This window comes from Emticicia sp. CRIBPO (assembly GCF_009905725.1).
In the GTDB taxonomy this organism is placed as follows: domain Bacteria; phylum Bacteroidota; class Bacteroidia; order Cytophagales; family Spirosomataceae; genus Leadbetterella.
This window is the reverse complement of record NZ_JAAAKV010000001.1, coordinates 89,545-108,991: the sequence shown is the minus strand read 5'-3', so window position 1 is coordinate 108,991 and position 19,447 is coordinate 89,545. Positions and strand designations below refer to the sequence as shown.

The window sequence follows — 19,447 nt, the reverse complement described above, 5'->3', positions numbered from 1 at the left end:
AGGTGTTTTTTGCAGCAAATATAATTTAAAAACAGCCGGACCAGCCGGCTGTTTTACTTATTTTATGACAACAGGGCAAATGCCTGTTCGAAATCTTCTTTGATGTCGTCAATGTGCTCGATACCCAGGGAAACCCTCAGTTGGGTCGGTTCAACACCGGCAGATTGCTGCTCACTTTCAGATAACTGAGAGTGGGTGGTGGAAGCCGGGTGAATGATCAGCGTTTTGGCATCGCCTACATTGGCCAGGTGACTCACTAATTTAAGGCTGTTGACAAATTTCTCTGCCGTTGCTTTGTCTCCTTTCAATGAGAAGGACAGAACACCGCCAAAGCCTCTTTCCAGGTACTTTTTAGCGAGTTCGTGATATTTATTGTCTTCAAGACCGATATAATTGACGGATTTAACCGCCGGGTGACTTTCCAGCCATTTTGCCAGTTTCAGTGCATTTTCAGCAATTCTTTCTACTCGCAAAGTCAATGTTTCAAGGCCTTGCAAAAGCAGGAAGGAGTTAAACGGACTTTGTGCAGGACCCCAGTCGCGAAGACCTTCAACCCTGGCTCTGATGATAAACTGGATGTTGCCGAATGGTCCGCCAACACCAAAAACATCATTCAGCACCAAACCATGGTAACTTGGAGACGGGCTGGTAAACTGAGGGAATTTTCCGTTGCCCCAGTTGTAAGTTCCTGCGTCAACGATCACCCCGCCGATGCTGGTTCCGTGTCCGCCGATCCATTTGGTGGCTGACTGCACCACCACGTGGGCACCGTATTTGATGGGCTGAGAGATAGCTCCCGCAGCACCGAACGTATTATCTACTATAAGCGGAAGGTCATATTTGCCTGCCAGCTGAGCAAAAGCTTCAAAATCAGGCACGCTGTAACTCGGGTTACCGATGGTTTCGAGGTAGATGAATTTTGTTTTGTCATCAATCAGTTTTTCGAAACTGCTGACGTCGTCGCCATCCGCAAAGCGGGCTTCCACGCCGATGTTTTTGAAGGAGTTTTTAAACTGGTTGTATGAACCACCATACAGAAATGAAGTAGTCACAAAATTATCTCCTACCGTAGTAATATTATTGATGGCGATAAACTGGGCCGCATGACCAGAGCCCACAGCCAGTGCTGCCACGCCACCTTCCAGGGCCGCAATTCTTTTTTCAAATACATCATGGGTAGGATTCATGATCCTGGTGTAGATGTTACCGAATTCCTTGAGTGCAAACAGGTTGGCACCGTGTGTGGTATCGTTAAATACGTAAGAGGTGGTCTGATAAATAGGCACCGCTCTTGAATTGGTCGTAGGATCAGGCACCTGGCCCGCATGCAGTTGAAGCGTTTCGAATTTCATGGTATTTATTACGGTTTTGTTATTAAAAGCAAATATAGATATTGTCTATAGAAATTATAGGTTGTTGCTGTGATTTTTTTTCAACAATTTATGGTGATTTTCTTACCGGAAGTAAATCACCTGGACAGTAAGTAACTGAAAAGCATCGGAGCTTCATATTTGTTATTGTCAAGGCTAAAGTCTTTGTTATAAGCTTTCCACGGAGAATTGCCAAAATAATACAGCATATCGTTCATGGCAAATGCCAGGGCAGGTTCATCCAGCTCTTTGCGGTTGTTATCAATCACTTCTGCACGGACAATCCGCTCACCTTTGTCGTCAAGAAAATACCTGACTATCCTGATCGGCTGAACGCCGTTGTGAATGGCTATCAGAGAGTTTTTGTAATGAATCAGCCCGTCGATGCCTTTTTTAGTGGCATCTGAAGGAAAATCCATCCATTTTCCGGATTCCGGATGATCTGCAGGTATTTTCAAAATGCCTTTGAGATAGTCGGAAATGTATATGTTCTTTTCTGCAGCGTCGAAGCTCAGGCCTTGCAGGTTAAAGGCTTCTCCGCTAAGGTCAAGCCAGGGCTGAACGGTCCCACCCGTTATTTTGTAGATGACCGGCTGATCACTGTCTGAAATAAAAACCTCCCCCTTTTTACTGACGATCAGGTCCCCGAAAACATGGCTTCCTCGGGTCTTCAACCGCTCAACTATTTTATGGGTTGAAATGTCCACTTTCAGGATTTCAGCCTGTCCTTCCAGTTCTTTACTGAAACCCTCCATCTCCGGCATCGCAGCTGTAGCCACCCAGAGATATCGTTCATCCTGATCCGGTTTAAGGGCAAAAACTGACAAAATGCCGACTTCTGCAAGCCAGTCGGTACATTTTCCTGTTTTGGGATCAAAACTGACGATCTTCCTTTTCCTGATGGAGGAAGCCAGCCAGGTATTGCTTTTCTTCAGAAAAAGCACACTTTCAGGATGCAGGTCTTTGATGTTAAGGCTGACGATCAGCTTACTGTTTTTCACTTCCAGACCAAGTTCTTTTTTTAACAGCAGTAATTTCCCATAAGCTGGTGCAGATTGAAGCGAAACAAAGTCAGAATCTGATTCAAAAGCTGTTTGGTTGTTCGTCCTGATCAGTTTCTCCAGAACCTCAAAGGCCTTTTCCTTTTGCCCGTTCAGGGCGTAAGCCGACGCCAGGTTGTAGGTGATCCGGGGATGGGAAGGCCTGATGTTATCCAGTTTTTGTGTAAGTGTAAGAAAGGATCCGAAGTCTTTCTTTTTATAGGCGTCTGTGCTTTGGGTGAATAATTCCTGCAGACCCTGGGCATTGGACAGGGAGTAAGAAAAGATCAGTGTCAGAAGTAAAGCTTTTTTCATTTTTCATAAGATATTGTTGATCAAATATACAAATTTTCAATGATGATCTGCAGCAGGTTTTTTATTGCCTCTGAATTGGCTGAATACATTATAGATCGTCAGCACACCCCAGAGAATGTTGGAAAAATCGAATTCGTTACCTGAGTTTCTTTGCTGAATTCCCCAGATGTAGCCCAGGTTCCCCTTGATACGCTTTGAAAAACTGTGATTTACGCCCAGATAAAGCCTGTTCTGATCAAAAACGTTAGGATTGCTTCTGACGGCCTTGCCAAACTGGATAAACACCTCTTCATAAGCGACGAGACTAGTAGGTTTCTTTATCCAGGAGGCCTTCAGCGGCTTTTCCAGCCGGATCATGTACCGCACCCGCCAGTTGGGTTGAAAAACATTGTTGTTCTGAAGGTCCCGTATCCGGTACTCAAGGTTATGCCTGTTGAGTACATTGAAATATTTGCCTTTGGTTTCATGGTCCAGCCTGGCCGCCCATCTGAATTCCCTGATCCCGTCTCTGTCGATATCTGTCGGGTGGGCGATCAGGATCCAGCTTTTAAAATAGCCGACCGGGGAAACCGAGAGTTTGGTTGAAGGCGATAGATTGTAATGAAACCACAGCCAGTAACTGGTAAATTGGGAAGCTTTGACGACATTCCAGTCGCTTTCTTCGGTATTTTGCCTCCGGTGCTGAATGAACAGTTCCCAGCGGAGTTTGCTGCTGAGCGTATCGGTCAGGGCCAGCCTGCCCCAGACAATATTATGGTTATAACGCTTCTGAGCAAATAAGGCCGGCTCAGAAAACAGCATCAACAATATAATCAGGGCAGGATTTCTCAGGGTCATTTAAATAAAAAATAAGCGATTACTAAAGTCACAACGATATTAAAACCTTGTGCAATCAGGAAGGCGTAAAGTGGTTTTTTGCTGTTTTTGTTAAACAGGTCAGAGAAGTTCGTCTCCAGCCCGATACTGGTAAATGCCAAAGCAAACCATAAGCCCTGCAGGTTTTTAAGACTGCCTTTTACCTCATTGATGGTTTCTGAGGAAAGAATGAAAGAGAAAAGGAGGGAGGCTCCTATAAAGCCCAGGACAAATTTCGGAAAACGTTCCCAGATGACGTTTAATGTCGGTTTAGTTTCCTGGTCTTTGGCCAGTGGGTTATTGGTGTAAGTCCAGTAAATGGAGATGGCAAAAGCCGCTACTCCCAGCAAAACATTTTGTGAAAACTTGACAATGGTACTGATTTTAAGGGCTGTTTCTCCTACCAGTGTACCCGAAGCCACCACCGCTCCCGTCGTGTCGATGGTACCGCCCAGCCACGCTCCAGTGACTTCTTCGGACAAACCCAGCCATTTGGCAATGTAAGGCATGAAAATCATCATCGGGATGGCTGTGATCAGCACTAAAGAGATGACATAAGATAGTTTTTTAGAGTCTCCCTTGATAGCCCCCGAAGTAGCGATGGCCGCAGAAACCCCGCAGATAGAGACGGCACTGGACAACATAATGGCCATTTCTTCATCAATTCCCAACTTTTTGGAAATCCAGAAAGCAAAATACCACACTGAAAGTACTACCACCAAAGCCTGGATAAGTCCGAGGGAACCGGCCTTCAGGATATCCGCAAAAATGACAGACGTACCCAGAAGTACCAGCCCTATTTTAACAAATAACTCCGTCGAAAGCGAGTTCCTGAGCCAGTCCGGAATATCCAGGAAATTTCCGATAACCAGGCCGATCACTAAACTGAAGATCACCGCTTCCAGGTTAAGGGCTTTTACCTGGGCGTTTCCGGCCAGGATAAGGGCAAGCACAGTGAGCCAGTAAACCACCGGGAAACCTTTGAGAAAGGAGGGAACTGATTTGCCTGTAAGAAAAACTCCTGCAATTCCTACGGCATAAATGAGCACAAACTGCCCGAAAACAAACAGCAGATTAGAAGGTTTCAGGACTTTGGAAGATAATTCTGAAAAATTTTCCCATCCGAAAACAGGAACAGGAAGTATAAAACCAACAATAGAAATAAGGATGATCAGAAAACCGAGCAGCACGACGGTCCAGTCTTCTGTGATTGAGAAACTACTTTTTTGATTTGACATATATAATTGGAAGGGTTAAATTTTCCGGAGAAGTTTAAATAATAACACCGTGCCGGTCATCAGTTGAATGATCAACCACCGAAAATTCCCCGACGCCCGGACACGGATGTTATTATCGTTTTTCAGAGGTAATGTTCTTTATTCCCGTTTAAATAAATTTCATTGGTTTCTGCTTATATGTTCCGGCTATAAAATGGACACTTTTTCATGGCTTTGTCAGGGAATACCTGGTTTTTTTACCCCTATAATATTCACATTATCAACCAGTAATATAAAATCTATTTAATCTATAGACAAAGTAAATTCATTTTCACACGATTTACAAATATTTGTCCTTGTTTTTACTCATTCCGGCTGATACTGGTTGGTGAATTTTTTGTTAAAGCTGCATTCCGCAGAAGTCAGTTCCTGATGTCAAATACTTCCTTCAAAGCTTTTGTTGCAGCCCTGTAACCGCACATGCCATGTACACCACCACCCGGAGGCGTGGATGACGAGCAGATGTAAAGCCCTTTGGCTGATGTCCTGTAGGGCGACCAGCGAAGGGCAGGCCTGGTAAACAGCTGTGTGATGTCTAACGACCCGCCATTGATGTCACCGCCTACATAGTTGGGATTATATGATTCCATCTGGCCGGTATTCATGACGTTTTTAGCCAGGATTCTCTCCCTGAACCCGGGGGCAAACCGCTCTATCTGGGATTCTATTGCCTGCGTCATATCCCTGGTGGAGCCGTTGGGTACATGACAGTAGGCCCAGACGGCATGTTTGCCTTCGGGAGCCCTGCTTTGATCAAACAAACTCTGCTGGGCCAGCAAAACAAAAGGTTTTTCAGGATGTCCGCCCTTCCAGGTCAGTTTTTCTGATTCACGGATTTCTTCAAATGTATTGCCTATGTGGATGGTTCCGGCATTCCTGCAGTGTTCGTTGGTGAAAGGCACGGGTCCGTCCAGAGCCCAGTCTACCTTAAAAACCCCCAGTCCGTACCGGTATCTTTTCAGCTGCCATTGATATAGCGAAGAGAAACGGTGCCCGGCTATTTCCAGCATCTGTTTAGGCGTAATATCAAACAAAACCGCATGGGAAGAAGGCAGTTGGGAAAGGGATTTGACATGAAAATTGGTCTCAATTTCCCCACCCAGCGAAATGAAATAAGCAGCAAGGGCATCGGCAATTTTTTGCGACCCACCCTTTGGAACCGGCCAGCCCCGGTGATGACCCACCGTGCTCAGCACCAGGCCGATAGCCGATGTCGTGAGTTTGTCCAGGGGTAAAATAGAGTGAGCAGCCATACCTGCCCACAAACCTCTTGCTTCTTTGGTTTTAAACCTGCCCGCCAGATACGAAGCAGACGTCAATGCTTTCAGTCCGAATCTGGCCAGCTTAAACGGATGGTCAGGAATATGTAACTCATCGAGGATCTCAGGAGCCAGGTACTTCCAGTCTTTGAGAATGGGTAAAATCAGGTCTTTATATCGCCCGGCATCATCTCCCAGTGAGCGGGCTGTTTCTTCAAGGGATCTGCTTAAAAATGCAGCCCCACCGCCGTCAAAGGGATGGGCAGCCGACACAGGCGGGTCAAGATATTCCAGGCCGTGCTGATCCAGGGGCAAGGTCTTAAAAAAAGGAGACTCTGCAGCCAGAGGGTGGATAGCCGAACATACATCATGTCTGAACCCAGGCAGGGTAAGTTCTTTGGTCCTTAATCCGCCCCCTATGCTGTCCCTGGATTCCAGTATCAATACAGATAAACCTGCCTGTTGCAGGGTAATGGCAGCGGCAAGTCCGTTGGGCCCTGACCCGATCACAACAGCATCACATTCTTTTTTTAACATCTGACTAAATTACAGCTTTTTAAGATAAAAAAACAGGATGCCGCCATGGCAAGCGGACATTCCTGCTTTGGGTTGGTTGATGAAGTGCTGTTTAATAAAATTGAAATTTATTCTCAAAATCTACAATCTCTCCCTTTTCATTAAAAAGCCTTCCGCGGATGATCCCGCAGATGTCTGCAGTGGGTTCAAGAATCCGGATTTTAGCTTTGAATTCAGCTTTTTCTGAAAAATAACTTATGCCTTCTTTCCAGAGCTGGTTTACAGGGGCAGGGTATTTTACCAGTTCAAACGACCCGTTTTCAGAAGACAGGAAACCGATTTGTCTGGGACCATTGTCGGTGCTTTTGAAACCTGCTCCGTATAATTTCCATCCCGGGCTTATTTTGGCCGTAAAAACGATGTCGACAATCGACTCACTGTTCACGACCTCAGAAGCTATGGTATACTTCCAGGTAATCAGCTTGGTTTTCTGTTGGGAAAATCCATCATGGCCGGCTAATAAGACGACGGCGAAAGCAAGAAAAATATACCTGGTCATATTTTTAATCTGTTTTCTTGTTCTGAATAAAATCCAGCAGGGTAGTTTTTTCATACACATGCAGGTTGGCATCCCTGACTTTCAGCATCACAGGCCTGATCGGACAGGTTTCTTCGTCCGGGCAATCTTCACATTTGTCGTAATAATAAATCGACACACAAAGGGTGGGAGCAATAGGCCCGTCGATGATTCTTAGTACCCTTGCCAGGGTAATTTTATCCGGATCAACTTTTAACGAATATCCTCCGTTCTTGCCTTTATGACTCGTCAAAAGGCTGTTGTTTCTTAACTCCAGTAAAATGGCCTCCAGGAATTTCCTTGGAATATTTTCGAGAATCGCAATTTCTGAGACCGTCGATGATTCTGCCTGTCCGTGCCTTTCGGCAAGTACTTTCAGGGCCTTTAGTGCATATTTAGCTTTTTTTGAAATCATAGTTTTAATCGTTTAAAATATCTGACCTGGTTAATGATAAACCAGGCCAGACTAAACCAGGAGTACAACAAAATTTTATCTTTAATTTCTTTAATCTATTGAATTTCAATAAGATATATTTTCAGTTTCCTTTGAATGGATTCAAAGAATCCCTGCCGTAAACAAAGTCACGTCAATTTCCAGGTCAGTAAATCGTCTTTTACAGGGCGTTAATGGTAACTATAGTTTTTTTCGCCGGCATTAATGCTCACCTCAAGTAAGTTCTGCTTTGGTGGTAAAGGACAGGTAGCAAAAGGAGTAAATGCACACGGCGGGTTAATCGCTTTATTAAAATCTAAATAAACACTTCCGTCTGATTCGACTGCAGAATACAGGAACCTGCCTGCTCCGTAAGTTTCTTTTTTATTCGTCTTGTCTCCGAAAATAATGAAAAGTTCATCCGTTGTCCCGACAGCGTCCAGGTTGTAAGATTTCCCCTTGATCGTAAACACCAGCCGCCCAGGAGAATCCTGTAGCGAAGTCTGTCCCAGAACATCAAGAATAGGGATTTGTCTGCCGTTTGAAGGAACAAAGGTGGCTTTCACTTTCCACTTGCGGTCTACAGGGTAAGTGTCGATATCCTTGAAATTCTTCAATTCTTCACTCTCCAGGTCACGTAGTCTTACGCCGTATTTGTCGCCTCTTTTGATAATGGTCCATTGAAGGCTTTTGTGTTTTAACACCACCGGTTTTTCAGAAGGAAAAACTTTCAGTTGACTTACCGGTAAACCCTTTTCATCCGAAACCTTTTGCTCCGCCTGACTTTCAAATACCACCTCATCATTTTTGAGGATCACTTTGCCTAAAAAGTCATCGCTTTTACCCTTGGGAAAAACAAGCTCATTGGAAGGGTCAGACCCGAAAGTGTTTTCGCCTGCTTCCAGCCAGAACAAACCTGCCAGGTTAAGCCAGCCGTTTTCTTTTTTCAGGCCCTCAATCCTTTTCTGATGAAAAGTTTTTATCTCTTCCTCATAATCATCCGCCGGTCTTCTGAAACCGCTGAAAGCAAGGGCCGTCAGAAGAAAGGTGGTGAGGGTGGTAATTTTTAAAGTTTTCATTGGTTTATTGATTTAACCTGTGGCTATATTTTCCCATAGACCAGGTTCAGGTATTGTTTCTTGATGATTGAATAATAAGAGATCAAAGCCACGATCATTACATAAAGTACTATTATCAGTTTAATATTCGGATAATAATAAAACCCGGTGATCAGTACCAGGCTGATCCTGGCAAATTCCAGGAAGAACACCCACTTTCTTTGTTCCAGTATGGCCCCGCAGTTGATCACGGTAATAATAATGAATAATGACGCTGAAACCTGTAAAAATGTGCTCAAATGACTTTCAAACAGCAACATGACAAAAAGAAATATCAGGGTAAAGCTGATTTGAATCAAAACATAATTTCTGAATCTCTTCGAGCCCGCAGGGGCTTTGTCTTTGGCCAGGAATCTCTTCTCAGCCTGTGCCCTTACTTCCGGGTTAAAATCTTCCGGACTTCCGAAAATCACTTTCAGCTTATTCCAAAGCCCTTTTTCTGCCTTGGCGGCATACCAGATCTCTACCAGGAAATGAAAATGCTGCCATAAAAAACTATAACTGCCAAGTTGCTTGGTCAGACCGTATACCGGCTGTTCTTTTTCTTCCTCAAACGTCCCGAAGAGCTTGTCCCAGATGATGAACATATCGCCAAAATTCTTATCCAGGTACTGCTCATTGCTGGCATGGTGTACCCTGTGGTGTGACGGCGTCACCAGGAAATACTCCAGGAATCCGAGTTTGCCGATCAGCTGGGTATGCGTAAAAAACGGATACAGGCCATGGATGATCAGGATCACGGAAATCATGTGAGCCGGAAACCCGATAATCGGAAGTATCGACCAGAAAAGCGTTCTGACCACCGCCTGAAAAATGGTTATCCTTGTACCGGCCGTATAATTAAATTCTTCACTCTGGTGGTGCACCACATGAAAACCCCAGAACAGGTTTATTTTATGTCCGAACCTGTGGTACCAATACCAGAGCAGGTCCGTTCCGAAAACCAGTGCCACCCACATCAGCACACCGGGCTTGATATCAAAAATGGCAAAATGCTGATGCAGATAATCGTAAAAATAATAAAACAAGCCAACGGTAAAAAGATCGGTCACCCTCTCCACAATCCCCACATTGATGTTGGCGATTGAACTGTCGAACTTAAAATAAGGCTTCTTGTTTTTTTGTGCCACGTAATATTCCAATCCGATAAAGAAAAGAAAAAACGGGACAGCCAGGGCAAAGTAATTTAATTCCATGTTGATGTTATAAAATTTTGTTTTCCGGGTTGTTCAGAAACCGGGGTTCCTGAAGTTGAGGCCGTGAATGGATTCGAACCATCTGACTAAGCTTATGAGACTTATGCCTTCCATTAAGGCACACGGCCGGAAATCAGGTTTGCTGCAACGCATCACAGCAAACCGGGAGAATTATAGTTCAGGGGTTAAAATTTAGCTTATTGTTCTTTCCGGAACCGAACAAATTCCCTGTTTAATTTCCGGAAATGAATACCTGTTTTTTCTTTGTTGATTATGATAATGCAAGATTAATATAGACTATTAAGTCTACCAATTTTATAGACTAATAAAATATAAAATTATTGTAAAATTTATATAGAATCCTGATAATGTCAAATTTATGACCGTGAAGTGAAACAGGGAGTGAAATACTCGTCGGGAAGGGAAGAAGGCGGAAGCTTTGAAAGGGCACAAAAAAAGCACAGATAAAATCCGTGCTTTTTAAAATTGTCAATAGTACGTTAATTAAAAAATGCCTGATATTGAACCACAAGTGCTCCTTTTCTTTCTGATAAATCACCATTGTTCAGGTATACCGGACGGTTCTGATACGACGCCGTCAGCTTTGAGGTGTGCCCACTGAGCAGCCAGCTTACTCCCAGATCAATAAAGTTCATCGGGGTGTTCAGCTTCTCATAATTGGCATGCTGTATAGCCGCATAAGGCATCAGCGTTGTTTTGCCGATCAGGTTATCACTCAGCTTGTATCCCGCCTGGGCATACAGCACATTACCCGTTCCATACGCCGGGAAACCGTTGCCACCACCATTCAGAATATTTTTGTCATTTGTCCCGTTTGCCGGGTTCATGACACCCAGGTTACGGATGTAATTAGTGCCGAAGTCAAAGTGCGTTACACTGCCGTAAAGGCTCACAGCCTGTCCTTTTGTACCTACAGGGGCGTCATAATACACGTCTGCTGCCAGCTGAAGCATGTTGGTCTGTACGGTGTCTTTCATATTGGCACCCAGTTTCCACATCGCGTCCGGCTGGTAAACAAAACCTACCCCTACATTGAATACTTTCTTTTTACCCAGGTATGTACCCGTCATATAAGGCGTCTGGTTTGATTCCTGGTCTTTAAACTGGTATTGGAAATAGCCGTTCCACTGCATTTTGGGAGGCAGGGAAGAGAAATTGGCGGTAGGGCTGAGGGTCGCAGAGTAACCTGTTCCCTTCTGAAAAGCCATCGGTTGTGCCATCACCAGGCGGTAGTCAAACTTGCCCAGTTTACCTTTGGCATATACCGACAATTTCCTTAAAAACTGGTCCGTCACATCATTGGTCGACTGCTGAAACAAAGGTGCATCAACACCCATAATCGAACCCACGGAAGGGGATGCAAACCTCGACAAACCGCTCCAGGCCGATAATCCGCCACCCAGCGAAAGGTGTTTTTTTACAACGGCATATTCTCCGAGTGCATCATGAACAAATAAGCCTAACTTCCTGTCTGAAAGATTATTGAAGTTGTTTTCACCGATCTGGCTGTAAATAAATACCCTGTCGGTCAGCTGACCGAAAAGCTGCATTCTGAACCTCCTGATACCGATATCGGTACCGCTGTTTTTGCTGTAACCGAAGATCGTGGTGCCGGGGTTATAGTCCTGTGTCCTTAACCAGATCTGCGAAACCAGTGTGAATTTTACAAAATGAGAACCGTCTTCATTCAGGTATACTTTGCCGTCTTTAAGGGTCTGAGCTTGAGAAACGGAAGGCAACAAAGTAGCTAACAGCCCTGTGAAGGCTATCATTATTTTAAAAAATTTCATAATAAAATGTTGTTTCTGGAGGCCCGGAGAGGCCTGTTCAAATGAATAATATTGTAAAAAAGAATGATAAAATTAGAACAGGCCAATTAAGAATCAAAATCCAGCGGCGAATTTTAACAAATAACTGACCATGTTCAACCCCTTATATTACCCTAAGGCTACCTTCGCTTTTTTTCTTGCAGACAGTTTGTGACCCGAAACCGGCTTGTGGTCATCCAGCCCTATGATGCTTACTTTTCCACCTCTTTCTACATAATCATGTTCAAAATGGTGCAGGTTTTCCATCACTGAGTGATCTACCAGCTTTGTGTTTTTAAGGTCAATAGTGACATCAAATCCCGGAGGAATAGCATCAAGTTTACGTTTAATTCCCAGGTAATTGGTAAATACAGCAGATTTGTCAATCTCAACAAGGTATTTGTCGTCTGTAAATGAAACCACAGTCGGAGCCTTGAAGAACGATGAAATAGGCGTTCCGTTGATCAGGTGAATGATCATTTTAAGGATCATACCGGCAAAAATACCCACCAGAAGGTCTTCAAATAAAGTAAAGAATATCGTGGTTAAGAAAATCAGCAATTGTTCCTTACCGATTTTGAAAGTCTGAACAAATTCTCTCGGGTGCGTCAGTTTAATACCCACCGTGATCAGCATCGCAGCCAAGGCCGTGTTCGGGATCAGCTCAATCAGGTGAGAAGCCAGCAATACAAACACCAGGATGAAGGCACCATGGAAAAAGTTGGCCCAACGGGTCTTGGCACCGTTGTTCACATTGGATGAACTACGGGCTACTTCTGAGATCATCGGCAGACCACCCAGAAGGGCCGCCAGCGTATTACCGATGCCAATAGCAATAAGGTCTTTATTCGTATCGGATTTACGTCTGTACGGGTCAAGCATGTCAATCGCTTTCACTGTAAGAAGTGACTCCAGCGTACCAACCAAAGCAAACATAACCACATATTTAATGAATACACCGGTTTGTGAAAAACCACTGAAATCGACATTCCATTTGATGCTATCCATCAGGTTGCCGATGTGAACCAGGGCATAGGCAGGCTCAGTATGTTGAAAATCCATGTACAATTCAGCAGGGATCGCAATCAGTAAAACCACAAGCGGAGCAGGTATTTTCTTGATAAACTGGTTCTTGATAAACGGCCAGCCCAGCATCACCGCCAAACTCACCACACCGATGATCGTAGCCCTCGGGTCCAGGTGAGCGATAAACTGGGGAATGGCCCCGATCAGGGCCAGCGGGCCTTTGCCTTTGGTCATGGCCGGATCTACATCAAGCAGCACCGGGATTTGTTTGGCAATGATGATCAGCCCAATGGCTGCCAACATGCCGTGAATGGCGGAAAGTGGGAAGAAATCCGCCAGTTTACCAAGTTTCAATACCCCGAATAGGATCTGGATCAAACCGGCCACCACCATAGCTCCCAGAGCCAGGTGCCAGCCTGTTTCTCCACCACCAAATTCACTTACCGCACCTGCCACAATCACGATCAAACCCGCTGCAGGTCCTTTTATGGTCAATCTGGACCCTGAAAAGAGACTCACAACGACCCCGCCGATGATCGCGGTCACCAATCCCATGATCGGAGGGAAGTCCGAGGCTTTGGCGATACCTAAACTGAGGGGTAAAGCGAGTAAAAAGATAGTAAATCCTGAAACTATGTCGGTAGACCAGTTTTCTTTTAAGCCTGCAAGGCCGTCTTTAGGAATGGTTTTTTTAACAGTACTTTCCATTTTAAATTATATTTTTAATATTTTGAGAAATATTTAGGATGATTTGTAAGGTAATTCGTGGTAGGTCTTGATATGGGGTCCAAGAAAGACTCTCGCATATACCCTCATAATAGATATACCACTCAGTATAAACCCCGATGAAATTAAGAATACCAGGATAAACTGATCATCGTGGATGTGGCTGAAGATCAGGTCCTCTCCGATGAATGTAGGGGTGATCGGGAATCCCGTAAGCCCCAGACAGGCAATCAGAAAGACCAGGGCCAGTCTCGGATACTCAAAAGAGTGTCCGTGAAATCCGTTGAGATCAATCACATCTTCTCTTGACTTGAGCCTCATCAGGCATACATACCCCAGCGTACCGCTGACGATAATGCCGCTCAGGTAAAAGGCGATTTCGTAGTTGCTGAAATGATCATTGAAAGAGATCGACAGTACAGTCCAGAAATGATTCATAATGATCAGAAACCAGCTCATCACTGGGTTTTTACGTTCTGAGAATGACTTAAGCACCATGATCAGCCCGATAAAGGCGAAAAAAGGTGGCAGGTAGGCATGGATCTGCGTTGGAAGCTGATCCTGGTAAAAATAACTGAACAAGCCGATCAGATACATCGGGATGAACATCGCAAACAGGATCGGAAGGGTCAGGAAATCGAGTTTTCTTCCGGTTTGTTTCAACGGTTTCCAAACCAGGTAGTCCATCACGAGGTCAAGATTCCATTCTTTGAGACTCAGCAGGTAGACCGAGTATTCGATTTTCTTCGGCCATGAGTCTTCGATCGTATGTTGACGGGGAACAAAATTATAAAACTGCTCCCTGATCATGTAACTCACAATGGAAGGAGAAACCAATAGCTGGTAAGTTCTTAAAAAGGCATTGCCTGCAAAGTGAAGCAAAGCGAGGTTTTCAAACCCGGCCGCTACTTCAATAAAAATCAGGCCTATCTGGGCAATAGAGGCATAAGCGATCTGACTCTTTACTGAAGACTGGACCCTGGCAATCAGCGAGGCAATAATACTCGTTGTCAGGCCGAGAATCCCGATCAGAATCCTGACTGAAATCTGCTGGTCCCAGAAAGGGTGTGTCCTTAGCAAAAGGAATACACCGATATGAACAGACAAGGAACCATAAAAAATGGCACTTGAAGGCGTCGGCCCTTCCATAGCCCGCGGCAACCACGACGAGAAAGGAAGCTGAGCCGATTTTGCGGCAGCTGCTACAAGGATCATCAGTGAAATAAACGCACCGATAAAGGTGTGACTTAAAAGGTGGTCATGAACCAGGGTGTAATTACTCAGCTTCAGAAAAGTAATGTTTTCGTGCCACAGGTGGTGGCTGGCCCAGATCGCGAGGATCAGCCCCACATCACCGATTCTGTATACTGAAAACACCTTGATCGCATTTTTGACAGGAAGATACCTGTCGCGGTAAAAAGCGATCAGCAGGAATGAGGAGATACCCAGCATTTCCCAGCCGATAAAAAGGGTTTCAAAATTGCCTGAAAAAATAGTCAGGTTGTATCCCGTATAGAAGAACAGAATGGTATTGAAAAAACGCTTGTAACCTGTTTCCCGGTGTAAATAATACCTGCTGTAGATCGTCACCAGGAAAGTAAGGAAAGACCCTACCAGCAGGTAAACAGCCGTAATTTTATCAAAATAGAAATCAACCAGGAAAACATAGTCTTTGGATTGAAACAGGACAATTTCTTTCAGGTTAAGGGAGACCCTTCCATGAGTCAGCCAATAGACCAGAAAGACCAGGAAACTAACCATATGAAGACCAACGGTAAAGAAAGCCACCCAGGAGAGAATTCCTTCCTTTTTGCCGGGAATAAGCAGGCTGATAAAAAAGCCGGCTATAGGAATAAAAACAAATATTTGAAGGATAGAATTCATAAGTAACAATTAGTTTACTAAACTGACCGGTAGATTTTCCTGGTGTGATTCAAAGATCAGGAACAGATCTTCGATGGCCTCAATGTCTTGTTTTACAGGACTGTATACCTCGAATTTTCCGTCCTTAAAAAAGAATAACTTATGGGTTTTAGGATGCACAACCACTAAATTCACCCATTCATTGATAAACCACTCATACATTTCAGGTAATTTCTGTATGGTTTCCAATACTACTTCCGGTAAGTGTTCAACTATAAAAAGCATCCTGATCGGATCATGCACTTCGACCATCTGATAAGGCAGCCCGGGCCTAAGGTCACCGTCGTTACCGTTGGCCACGCCAAATAAGCCCATCACATTGTGAGGTAGTTTGGTCCCTGCTCCAAGCTTTTGATTATCAACCCTTGAGAAATAATATTCGAGGTTGATACCACCACAAACCGGGGCGGCGGCTTTCAGGATATTAAACAGGTATTTTCCTTCAGGGTCAATCTCATAGTCGTAAGAATTCATGAATGCCCTGCGGTCCAGGAACAGGTCTTTTGACAGAGACCTTCTGCCTACGATACAAAGCGAATTGGTAGCATGGTTCAGCTCCGGCCTTGGCTCAAAAAGAGAGACAGATCTTTCTCTGATCTTTTCATGGACTTTCTCGGGACTGAGGCTTGAGTCTACCGATTCAAATCTCCTTGAACGCTCCTTGGCATTATAATCAAGGGCTTTTTCGAAGATTTTATCGTTTGTTTTATGTCTTTCTGTATTTTCTTTTGACAGGATGTCCTCGTCGTAGAAGGCGATTTCATCTCTTGTAGTATCATGCAATGCCCCTACAAACTGGGTTGTATCAGGAATATCAATGCCTCTTTCTCTCAGAATTTCCCTTACCTGCGGGTGATTGGCCATAAAGCTCACCACCCTTGCATTTACAGAGCCCGGTCTGCCTGAACAGGCCCCGCAATCATAACCGGCATAATGGGTATTGTTAACGCTGCTGGCTCCATGCCCCACCACATATACGATAGGAGCAAACTGGTTGACCAGGCCAATACTTTTGAGCAGGCCTTCCACACGCGTAACCATTTCATCAACGGTGTAACCAACCTGGAGATCGTGTTCGTGGTGATGCGACTGGTTCGGTTTGTGCTCAATGGTCAGCTTGGAATATTTGTCCATGTGACGGAAAGATGACACCGCCGCCGCGGACATGGTTGGTCTGAAAATATTCGAAACGAGTTTGAAAGCTGACCAGAAACCAAGGGTCTGTGACATCAGCCAGCCTCTGACCAGCGAATGGGTCTGCTTGGTGAAGTGCACATCTTTCTTGTTTTTAGACCGGGTGCCGATTTCCTTGATCAGGAATTTCGGGGTAACCGGGGCCGGGCATTGTTTTGTGAAAGAATTGGCATGCTCAGGTTTGTAGTAAAACTCCACACCAAAGAAACCCGGTGTGCCGAAAGTTTCACAATTCTTATCTGTTTTCTCCAGGTAACGTCTGATGGAACATTCGCGGTCATCGATACAGAACATCGCCTGGAAACTCTTATGATCCTGAACAGGAGCCGCCTCCTTTTCAATCTGGATACCGCCCAGCACCTGGTCATAATAAGTCCATTCAAAAGCATCCTGCCAGAGTGAAATCACTTCAGACAAATCTGTCGAAGGTACTTCTCCGAAAATATTAATGGATTTTAGGTTCAGTCTGTTGCTCAACGGAGCCCAGTTAGGTCCGAATTTCTGATCAAGGGCGTCAATTTCAAGAAGAAGCTCAAAAATGATCAGATCATGTAAAGAAATTTTTCTGTGGTCTGACAGTGTCTGAGGAGCATCCTCAACCACCGAAACCATTCCTGACCATCCCTGGTGAGCAAACTGCTGATCAAAAAGATATTGATTGTACAAAGCCTCATCGCCTACCACCAGCTTCAGCAGGTCCGTCATTCTGACATTAGGCTGAAGCAGAAACTGTTTGGCCCGGCTTGTCTTGAAAAAACTCATGTAACTGTTTTTTTCAATTTCACGGAGCGAGGCTAGGAATCCCTTGTGCATCACCGGAAATCCCCAGATGGAAATGCCCTGGTCAAGGTAGCTGCAAAGAATTCTGAATAAAATAGGGTGGATCAGTAGATCCATGTCAATATAATATTCCTTCTTCCAGTTGGACCTGATCGATCCGATTCTCGGGGTGATGGAAGTATTGTAGGACCTGTTGATCATTTTTTCCATCCAGGAAGAGATGTGCTGAGACCCTTTACGACGGGCAATCACCTTCTCAAGGATGATGGAATTGATCTGGTTCTTTTTGTACATGTCTCTGTATTCTCTTAAAGAAAGAGAGACTTTGTAACCGAAAATCTGAGAAGCATTTCTGATAGCATCATAGAATTTAAGATGCTGAAATGCATGCAGCGAATTATGATGAATAAAATCTTTTAGCGGGGCTTGTGCCGGTAAAAAGTGTTTCAGTTCATGCAATAACTCTTTTTCATTGAATGATGAATGATGAGTTTTCATTTTAAACTTAGGTATAAATGATTAAACCGGGGTGATTTTTTAACCAATACACGCCTTTTCCCGAAAAACTCTCTGCTCTTAAGATCCGGACGGATAGAGCAATGTCAGATAATGACCAAACAAACGGCATTAACCTCAGTCAATAAAATAAGGGGAATAAAAAGGCTTAAAATGGAGATCTCATATCCTGAGATTGTCAAAGAAAATAAAAAGACGGGTGAGAATAAATGGGTTGGCTCTGTGAATAGTGGCAACCGAATCCGGAAGGATATGTCTGAAAGTAAAATCAAGGACTAAATCTTCTGTGAAGGGCAGGTCAAAATGAGCATCTTCTTCGCTCTGTTCCTGCTTGAGTAAATCCGAAAGGACCGGCTTGTCTGAGTCTTTGTTTTCCTTAACGGCACACTCATCAGAATTCGCCAGCGTGTAGATCGTCTGCAGGTTATCAAAAGCGTAAATCCTGCTCACACTGAAAATCAGCAGAATGACGACTTTTAAAATTTTGCTTTTCAAATCCACAATTTTATGGTTTTTTTGGACAATGTTAGTTTTAATTTTAAATTAACCAAAATATAATCTTTAAATTTTATCTTCAATATTAAAATTTTTATACTTTATCCTTGAAATATCGAAGAAATGGGCAGTTGATAGTGGTAAAATTATGATTTTGCCTTTAAAATATTAAGAAAAAATAAATAATTTTATCTTGCTTTTATTTTTCTTTAATTTTTAAAACAGGTAATTACGGCGGTATCCGAAATCAATTCAGACCGTTGATAATGATTAATTGCCGCATTCATAATAATTAACCGTTTTGGTAAACGTTCCCTGTTTAAAACATGTTATCTCTGGAAATGGATTTTAAAAACAAAATCAATCATAAAATTGACCTCCCTCTATTTTGAATAAATATTAAATCATTATGAAAAAGAAATATCTTGATCTGAGTTCCGGCAGCTGGAAAAGAGGCCTTCCCAAAAGCTTGTTTTACATTACAGCGTCTGCGATGCTGGCATCCAGCCTGGCCTGTAGTTCGGACTCGGGAGAGGTTCAGTATGAGGATGTCAAAGTTACCGAACCGACCAAAGGTGTTATCACTACCGTAAAAGAAGTCGAGCCGGGTAAATACTCCATTATAGACGAGAAAGTCGTGGAAGATAAAGCCCAGTCAAAATTTATCATACAGCGTTTAAACGGTGAAGAAGAGGTCATGGGAGTTGCCCAGGCGTCATTGCTGGTAGACGAAAAAGACAAAGACTCTACGACCGTACATAACAATCACGTGAGACACGGCGGAAGCGGCCTCGGAAGTATTCTGTGGTGGAGTGGCATGGGTTACATGATGGGCCGTAATATGTCCTCCAATTCATACAATGGTTTTTATCGTCCCGGCGTGGCGGGCGTGAGCAACGACCTCAGGAGCAGTTCAGTGACCAGGACCGTCAGCAGACCTGTGTCAGGTGGCCGCAGCGGATTTTTCAGGTCTTCATCCAGGGGTTCATTCAGCAGTTAATC

The 19,447-nt window shown here is 44.1% G+C and carries 15 protein-coding genes and 1 tRNA gene; 1 reads left to right on the top strand and 15 read right to left on the bottom strand.

Annotated features, from left to right (window positions below; translation table 11 throughout):
* Nucleotides 1–62 precede the first annotated feature (62 nt).
* From GVN16_RS00480 to GVN16_RS00410, 15 genes are all read right to left on the bottom strand, one after another.
* The gene (locus GVN16_RS00480; RefSeq protein ID WP_166561870.1) at nucleotides 63–1,352 is read right to left on the bottom strand and encodes an O-acetylhomoserine aminocarboxypropyltransferase/cysteine synthase family protein; all 1,290 of its coding nucleotides are present in this window, start codon (nucleotides 1,350–1,352) and stop codon (nucleotides 63–65) included.
* A 116-nt stretch (nucleotides 1,353–1,468) separates the two neighbouring features.
* Nucleotides 1,469–2,725: a TPR end-of-group domain-containing protein gene (locus tag GVN16_RS00475; protein WP_166561869.1), complete on the bottom strand. Its 1,257-nt coding sequence runs from the start codon at nucleotides 2,723–2,725 to the stop codon at nucleotides 1,469–1,471.
* 36 nt (nucleotides 2,726–2,761) lie between these two features.
* On the bottom strand, nucleotides 2,762–3,562 hold the full coding sequence (locus tag GVN16_RS00470; RefSeq protein ID WP_166561868.1) for a DUF2490 domain-containing protein: 801 nt from the start codon (nucleotides 3,560–3,562) through the stop codon (nucleotides 2,762–2,764).
* Nucleotides 3,559–4,818 carry a YeiH family protein gene (locus GVN16_RS00465; RefSeq protein ID WP_166561867.1) on the bottom strand — a complete coding sequence of 420 codons (1,260 nt, stop codon included), beginning with the start codon at nucleotides 4,816–4,818 and terminating at the stop codon, nucleotides 3,559–3,561. Before GVN16_RS00465 ends, GVN16_RS00470 begins: the two co-directional genes overlap by 4 nt.
* A 401-nt stretch (nucleotides 4,819–5,219) precedes the next feature.
* Nucleotides 5,220–6,653: an NAD(P)/FAD-dependent oxidoreductase gene (locus GVN16_RS00460; RefSeq protein WP_166561866.1), complete on the bottom strand. Its 1,434-nt coding sequence runs from the start codon at nucleotides 6,651–6,653 to the stop codon at nucleotides 5,220–5,222.
* Nucleotides 6,654–6,744: 91 nt separating this feature from the next.
* A complete protein-coding gene (locus tag GVN16_RS00455) occupies nucleotides 6,745–7,191 on the bottom strand; it encodes a hypothetical protein (RefSeq protein ID WP_166561865.1) in 447 nt (148 codons plus the stop codon).
* Nucleotides 7,192–7,195: 4 nt separating this feature from the next.
* Nucleotides 7,196–7,624, bottom strand: a complete 429-nt coding sequence (locus GVN16_RS00450; protein WP_166561864.1) for an Rrf2 family transcriptional regulator — start codon at nucleotides 7,622–7,624, stop codon at nucleotides 7,196–7,198.
* Nucleotides 7,625–7,833: 209 nt separating this feature from the next.
* The gene (locus GVN16_RS00445) at nucleotides 7,834–8,721 is read right to left on the bottom strand and encodes a DUF1684 domain-containing protein (RefSeq protein WP_166561863.1); all 888 of its coding nucleotides are present in this window, start codon (nucleotides 8,719–8,721) and stop codon (nucleotides 7,834–7,836) included.
* Between the two features lie 23 nt (nucleotides 8,722–8,744).
* Complete coding sequence (locus GVN16_RS00440; protein ID WP_166561862.1) at nucleotides 8,745–9,956, bottom strand: sterol desaturase family protein; 1,212 nt, start codon at nucleotides 9,954–9,956, stop codon at nucleotides 8,745–8,747.
* Nucleotides 9,957–10,014: 58 nt separating this feature from the next.
* Nucleotides 10,015–10,084: transfer RNA gene (locus GVN16_RS00435), tRNA-Met, on the bottom strand.
* Nucleotides 10,085–10,456: 372 nt separating this feature from the next.
* Nucleotides 10,457–11,749, bottom strand: coding sequence for a hypothetical protein (locus GVN16_RS00430; protein ID WP_166561861.1), 1,293 nt, complete (start codon nucleotides 11,747–11,749; stop codon nucleotides 10,457–10,459).
* Nucleotides 11,750–11,914: 165 nt separating this feature from the next.
* The gene (locus GVN16_RS00425) at nucleotides 11,915–13,519 is read right to left on the bottom strand and encodes a SulP family inorganic anion transporter (protein ID WP_166561860.1); all 1,605 of its coding nucleotides are present in this window, start codon (nucleotides 13,517–13,519) and stop codon (nucleotides 11,915–11,917) included.
* 33 nt (nucleotides 13,520–13,552) lie between these two features.
* The gene (locus tag GVN16_RS00420; RefSeq protein WP_166561859.1) at nucleotides 13,553–15,421 is read right to left on the bottom strand and encodes a proton-conducting transporter membrane subunit; all 1,869 of its coding nucleotides are present in this window, start codon (nucleotides 15,419–15,421) and stop codon (nucleotides 13,553–13,555) included.
* A gap of 9 nt (nucleotides 15,422–15,430) precedes the next feature.
* Nucleotides 15,431–17,932, bottom strand: a complete 2,502-nt coding sequence (locus GVN16_RS00415) for a YbcC family protein (protein WP_166561858.1) — start codon at nucleotides 17,930–17,932, stop codon at nucleotides 15,431–15,433.
* 180 nt (nucleotides 17,933–18,112) lie between these two features.
* Nucleotides 18,113–18,445 (bottom strand): hypothetical protein, encoded by a 333-nt coding sequence (locus GVN16_RS00410; protein WP_166561857.1) that lies wholly within the window; start codon nucleotides 18,443–18,445, stop codon nucleotides 18,113–18,115.
* A 409-nt stretch (nucleotides 18,446–18,854) separates the two neighbouring features.
* Between GVN16_RS00410 and GVN16_RS00405 the strand changes: the two genes are divergently transcribed.
* Entirely contained in the window at nucleotides 18,855–19,445 is a 591-nt protein-coding gene (locus GVN16_RS00405) for a hypothetical protein (protein WP_166561856.1), read from the top strand.
* Nucleotides 19,446–19,447: the final 2 nt, after the last annotated feature.

What these genes read in the sequence shown, in the direction of transcription:
- GVN16_RS00480 (WP_166561870.1), bottom strand. Translation starts at nt 1,352, where the DNA reads ATGAAATTCGAAACGCTTCAACTGCATGCGGGCCAGGTGCCTGATCCT.
- GVN16_RS00475 (WP_166561869.1), bottom strand. Translation starts at nt 2,725, where the DNA reads ATGAAAAAAGCTTTACTTCTGACACTGATCTTTTCTTACTCCCTGTCC.
- GVN16_RS00470 (WP_166561868.1), bottom strand. Translation starts at nt 3,562, where the DNA reads ATGACCCTGAGAAATCCTGCCCTGATTATATTGTTGATGCTGTTTTCT.
- GVN16_RS00465 (WP_166561867.1), bottom strand. Translation starts at nt 4,818, where the DNA reads ATGTCAAATCAAAAAAGTAGTTTCTCAATCACAGAAGACTGGACCGTC.
- GVN16_RS00460 (WP_166561866.1), bottom strand. Translation starts at nt 6,653, where the DNA reads ATGTTAAAAAAAGAATGTGATGCTGTTGTGATCGGGTCAGGGCCCAAC.
- GVN16_RS00455 (WP_166561865.1), bottom strand. Translation starts at nt 7,191, where the DNA reads ATGACCAGGTATATTTTTCTTGCTTTCGCCGTCGTCTTATTAGCCGGC.
- GVN16_RS00450 (WP_166561864.1), bottom strand. Translation starts at nt 7,624, where the DNA reads ATGATTTCAAAAAAAGCTAAATATGCACTAAAGGCCCTGAAAGTACTT.
- GVN16_RS00445 (WP_166561863.1), bottom strand. Translation starts at nt 8,721, where the DNA reads ATGAAAACTTTAAAAATTACCACCCTCACCACCTTTCTTCTGACGGCC.
- GVN16_RS00440 (WP_166561862.1), bottom strand. Translation starts at nt 9,956, where the DNA reads ATGGAATTAAATTACTTTGCCCTGGCTGTCCCGTTTTTTCTTTTCTTT.
- GVN16_RS00430 (WP_166561861.1), bottom strand. Translation starts at nt 11,749, where the DNA reads ATGATAGCCTTCACAGGGCTGTTAGCTACTTTGTTGCCTTCCGTTTCT.
- GVN16_RS00425 (WP_166561860.1), bottom strand. Translation starts at nt 13,519, where the DNA reads ATGGAAAGTACTGTTAAAAAAACCATTCCTAAAGACGGCCTTGCAGGC.
- GVN16_RS00420 (WP_166561859.1), bottom strand. Translation starts at nt 15,421, where the DNA reads ATGAATTCTATCCTTCAAATATTTGTTTTTATTCCTATAGCCGGCTTT.
- GVN16_RS00415 (WP_166561858.1), bottom strand. Translation starts at nt 17,932, where the DNA reads ATGAAAACTCATCATTCATCATTCAATGAAAAAGAGTTATTGCATGAA.
- GVN16_RS00405 (WP_166561856.1), top strand. Translation starts at nt 18,855, where the DNA reads ATGAAAAAGAAATATCTTGATCTGAGTTCCGGCAGCTGGAAAAGAGGC.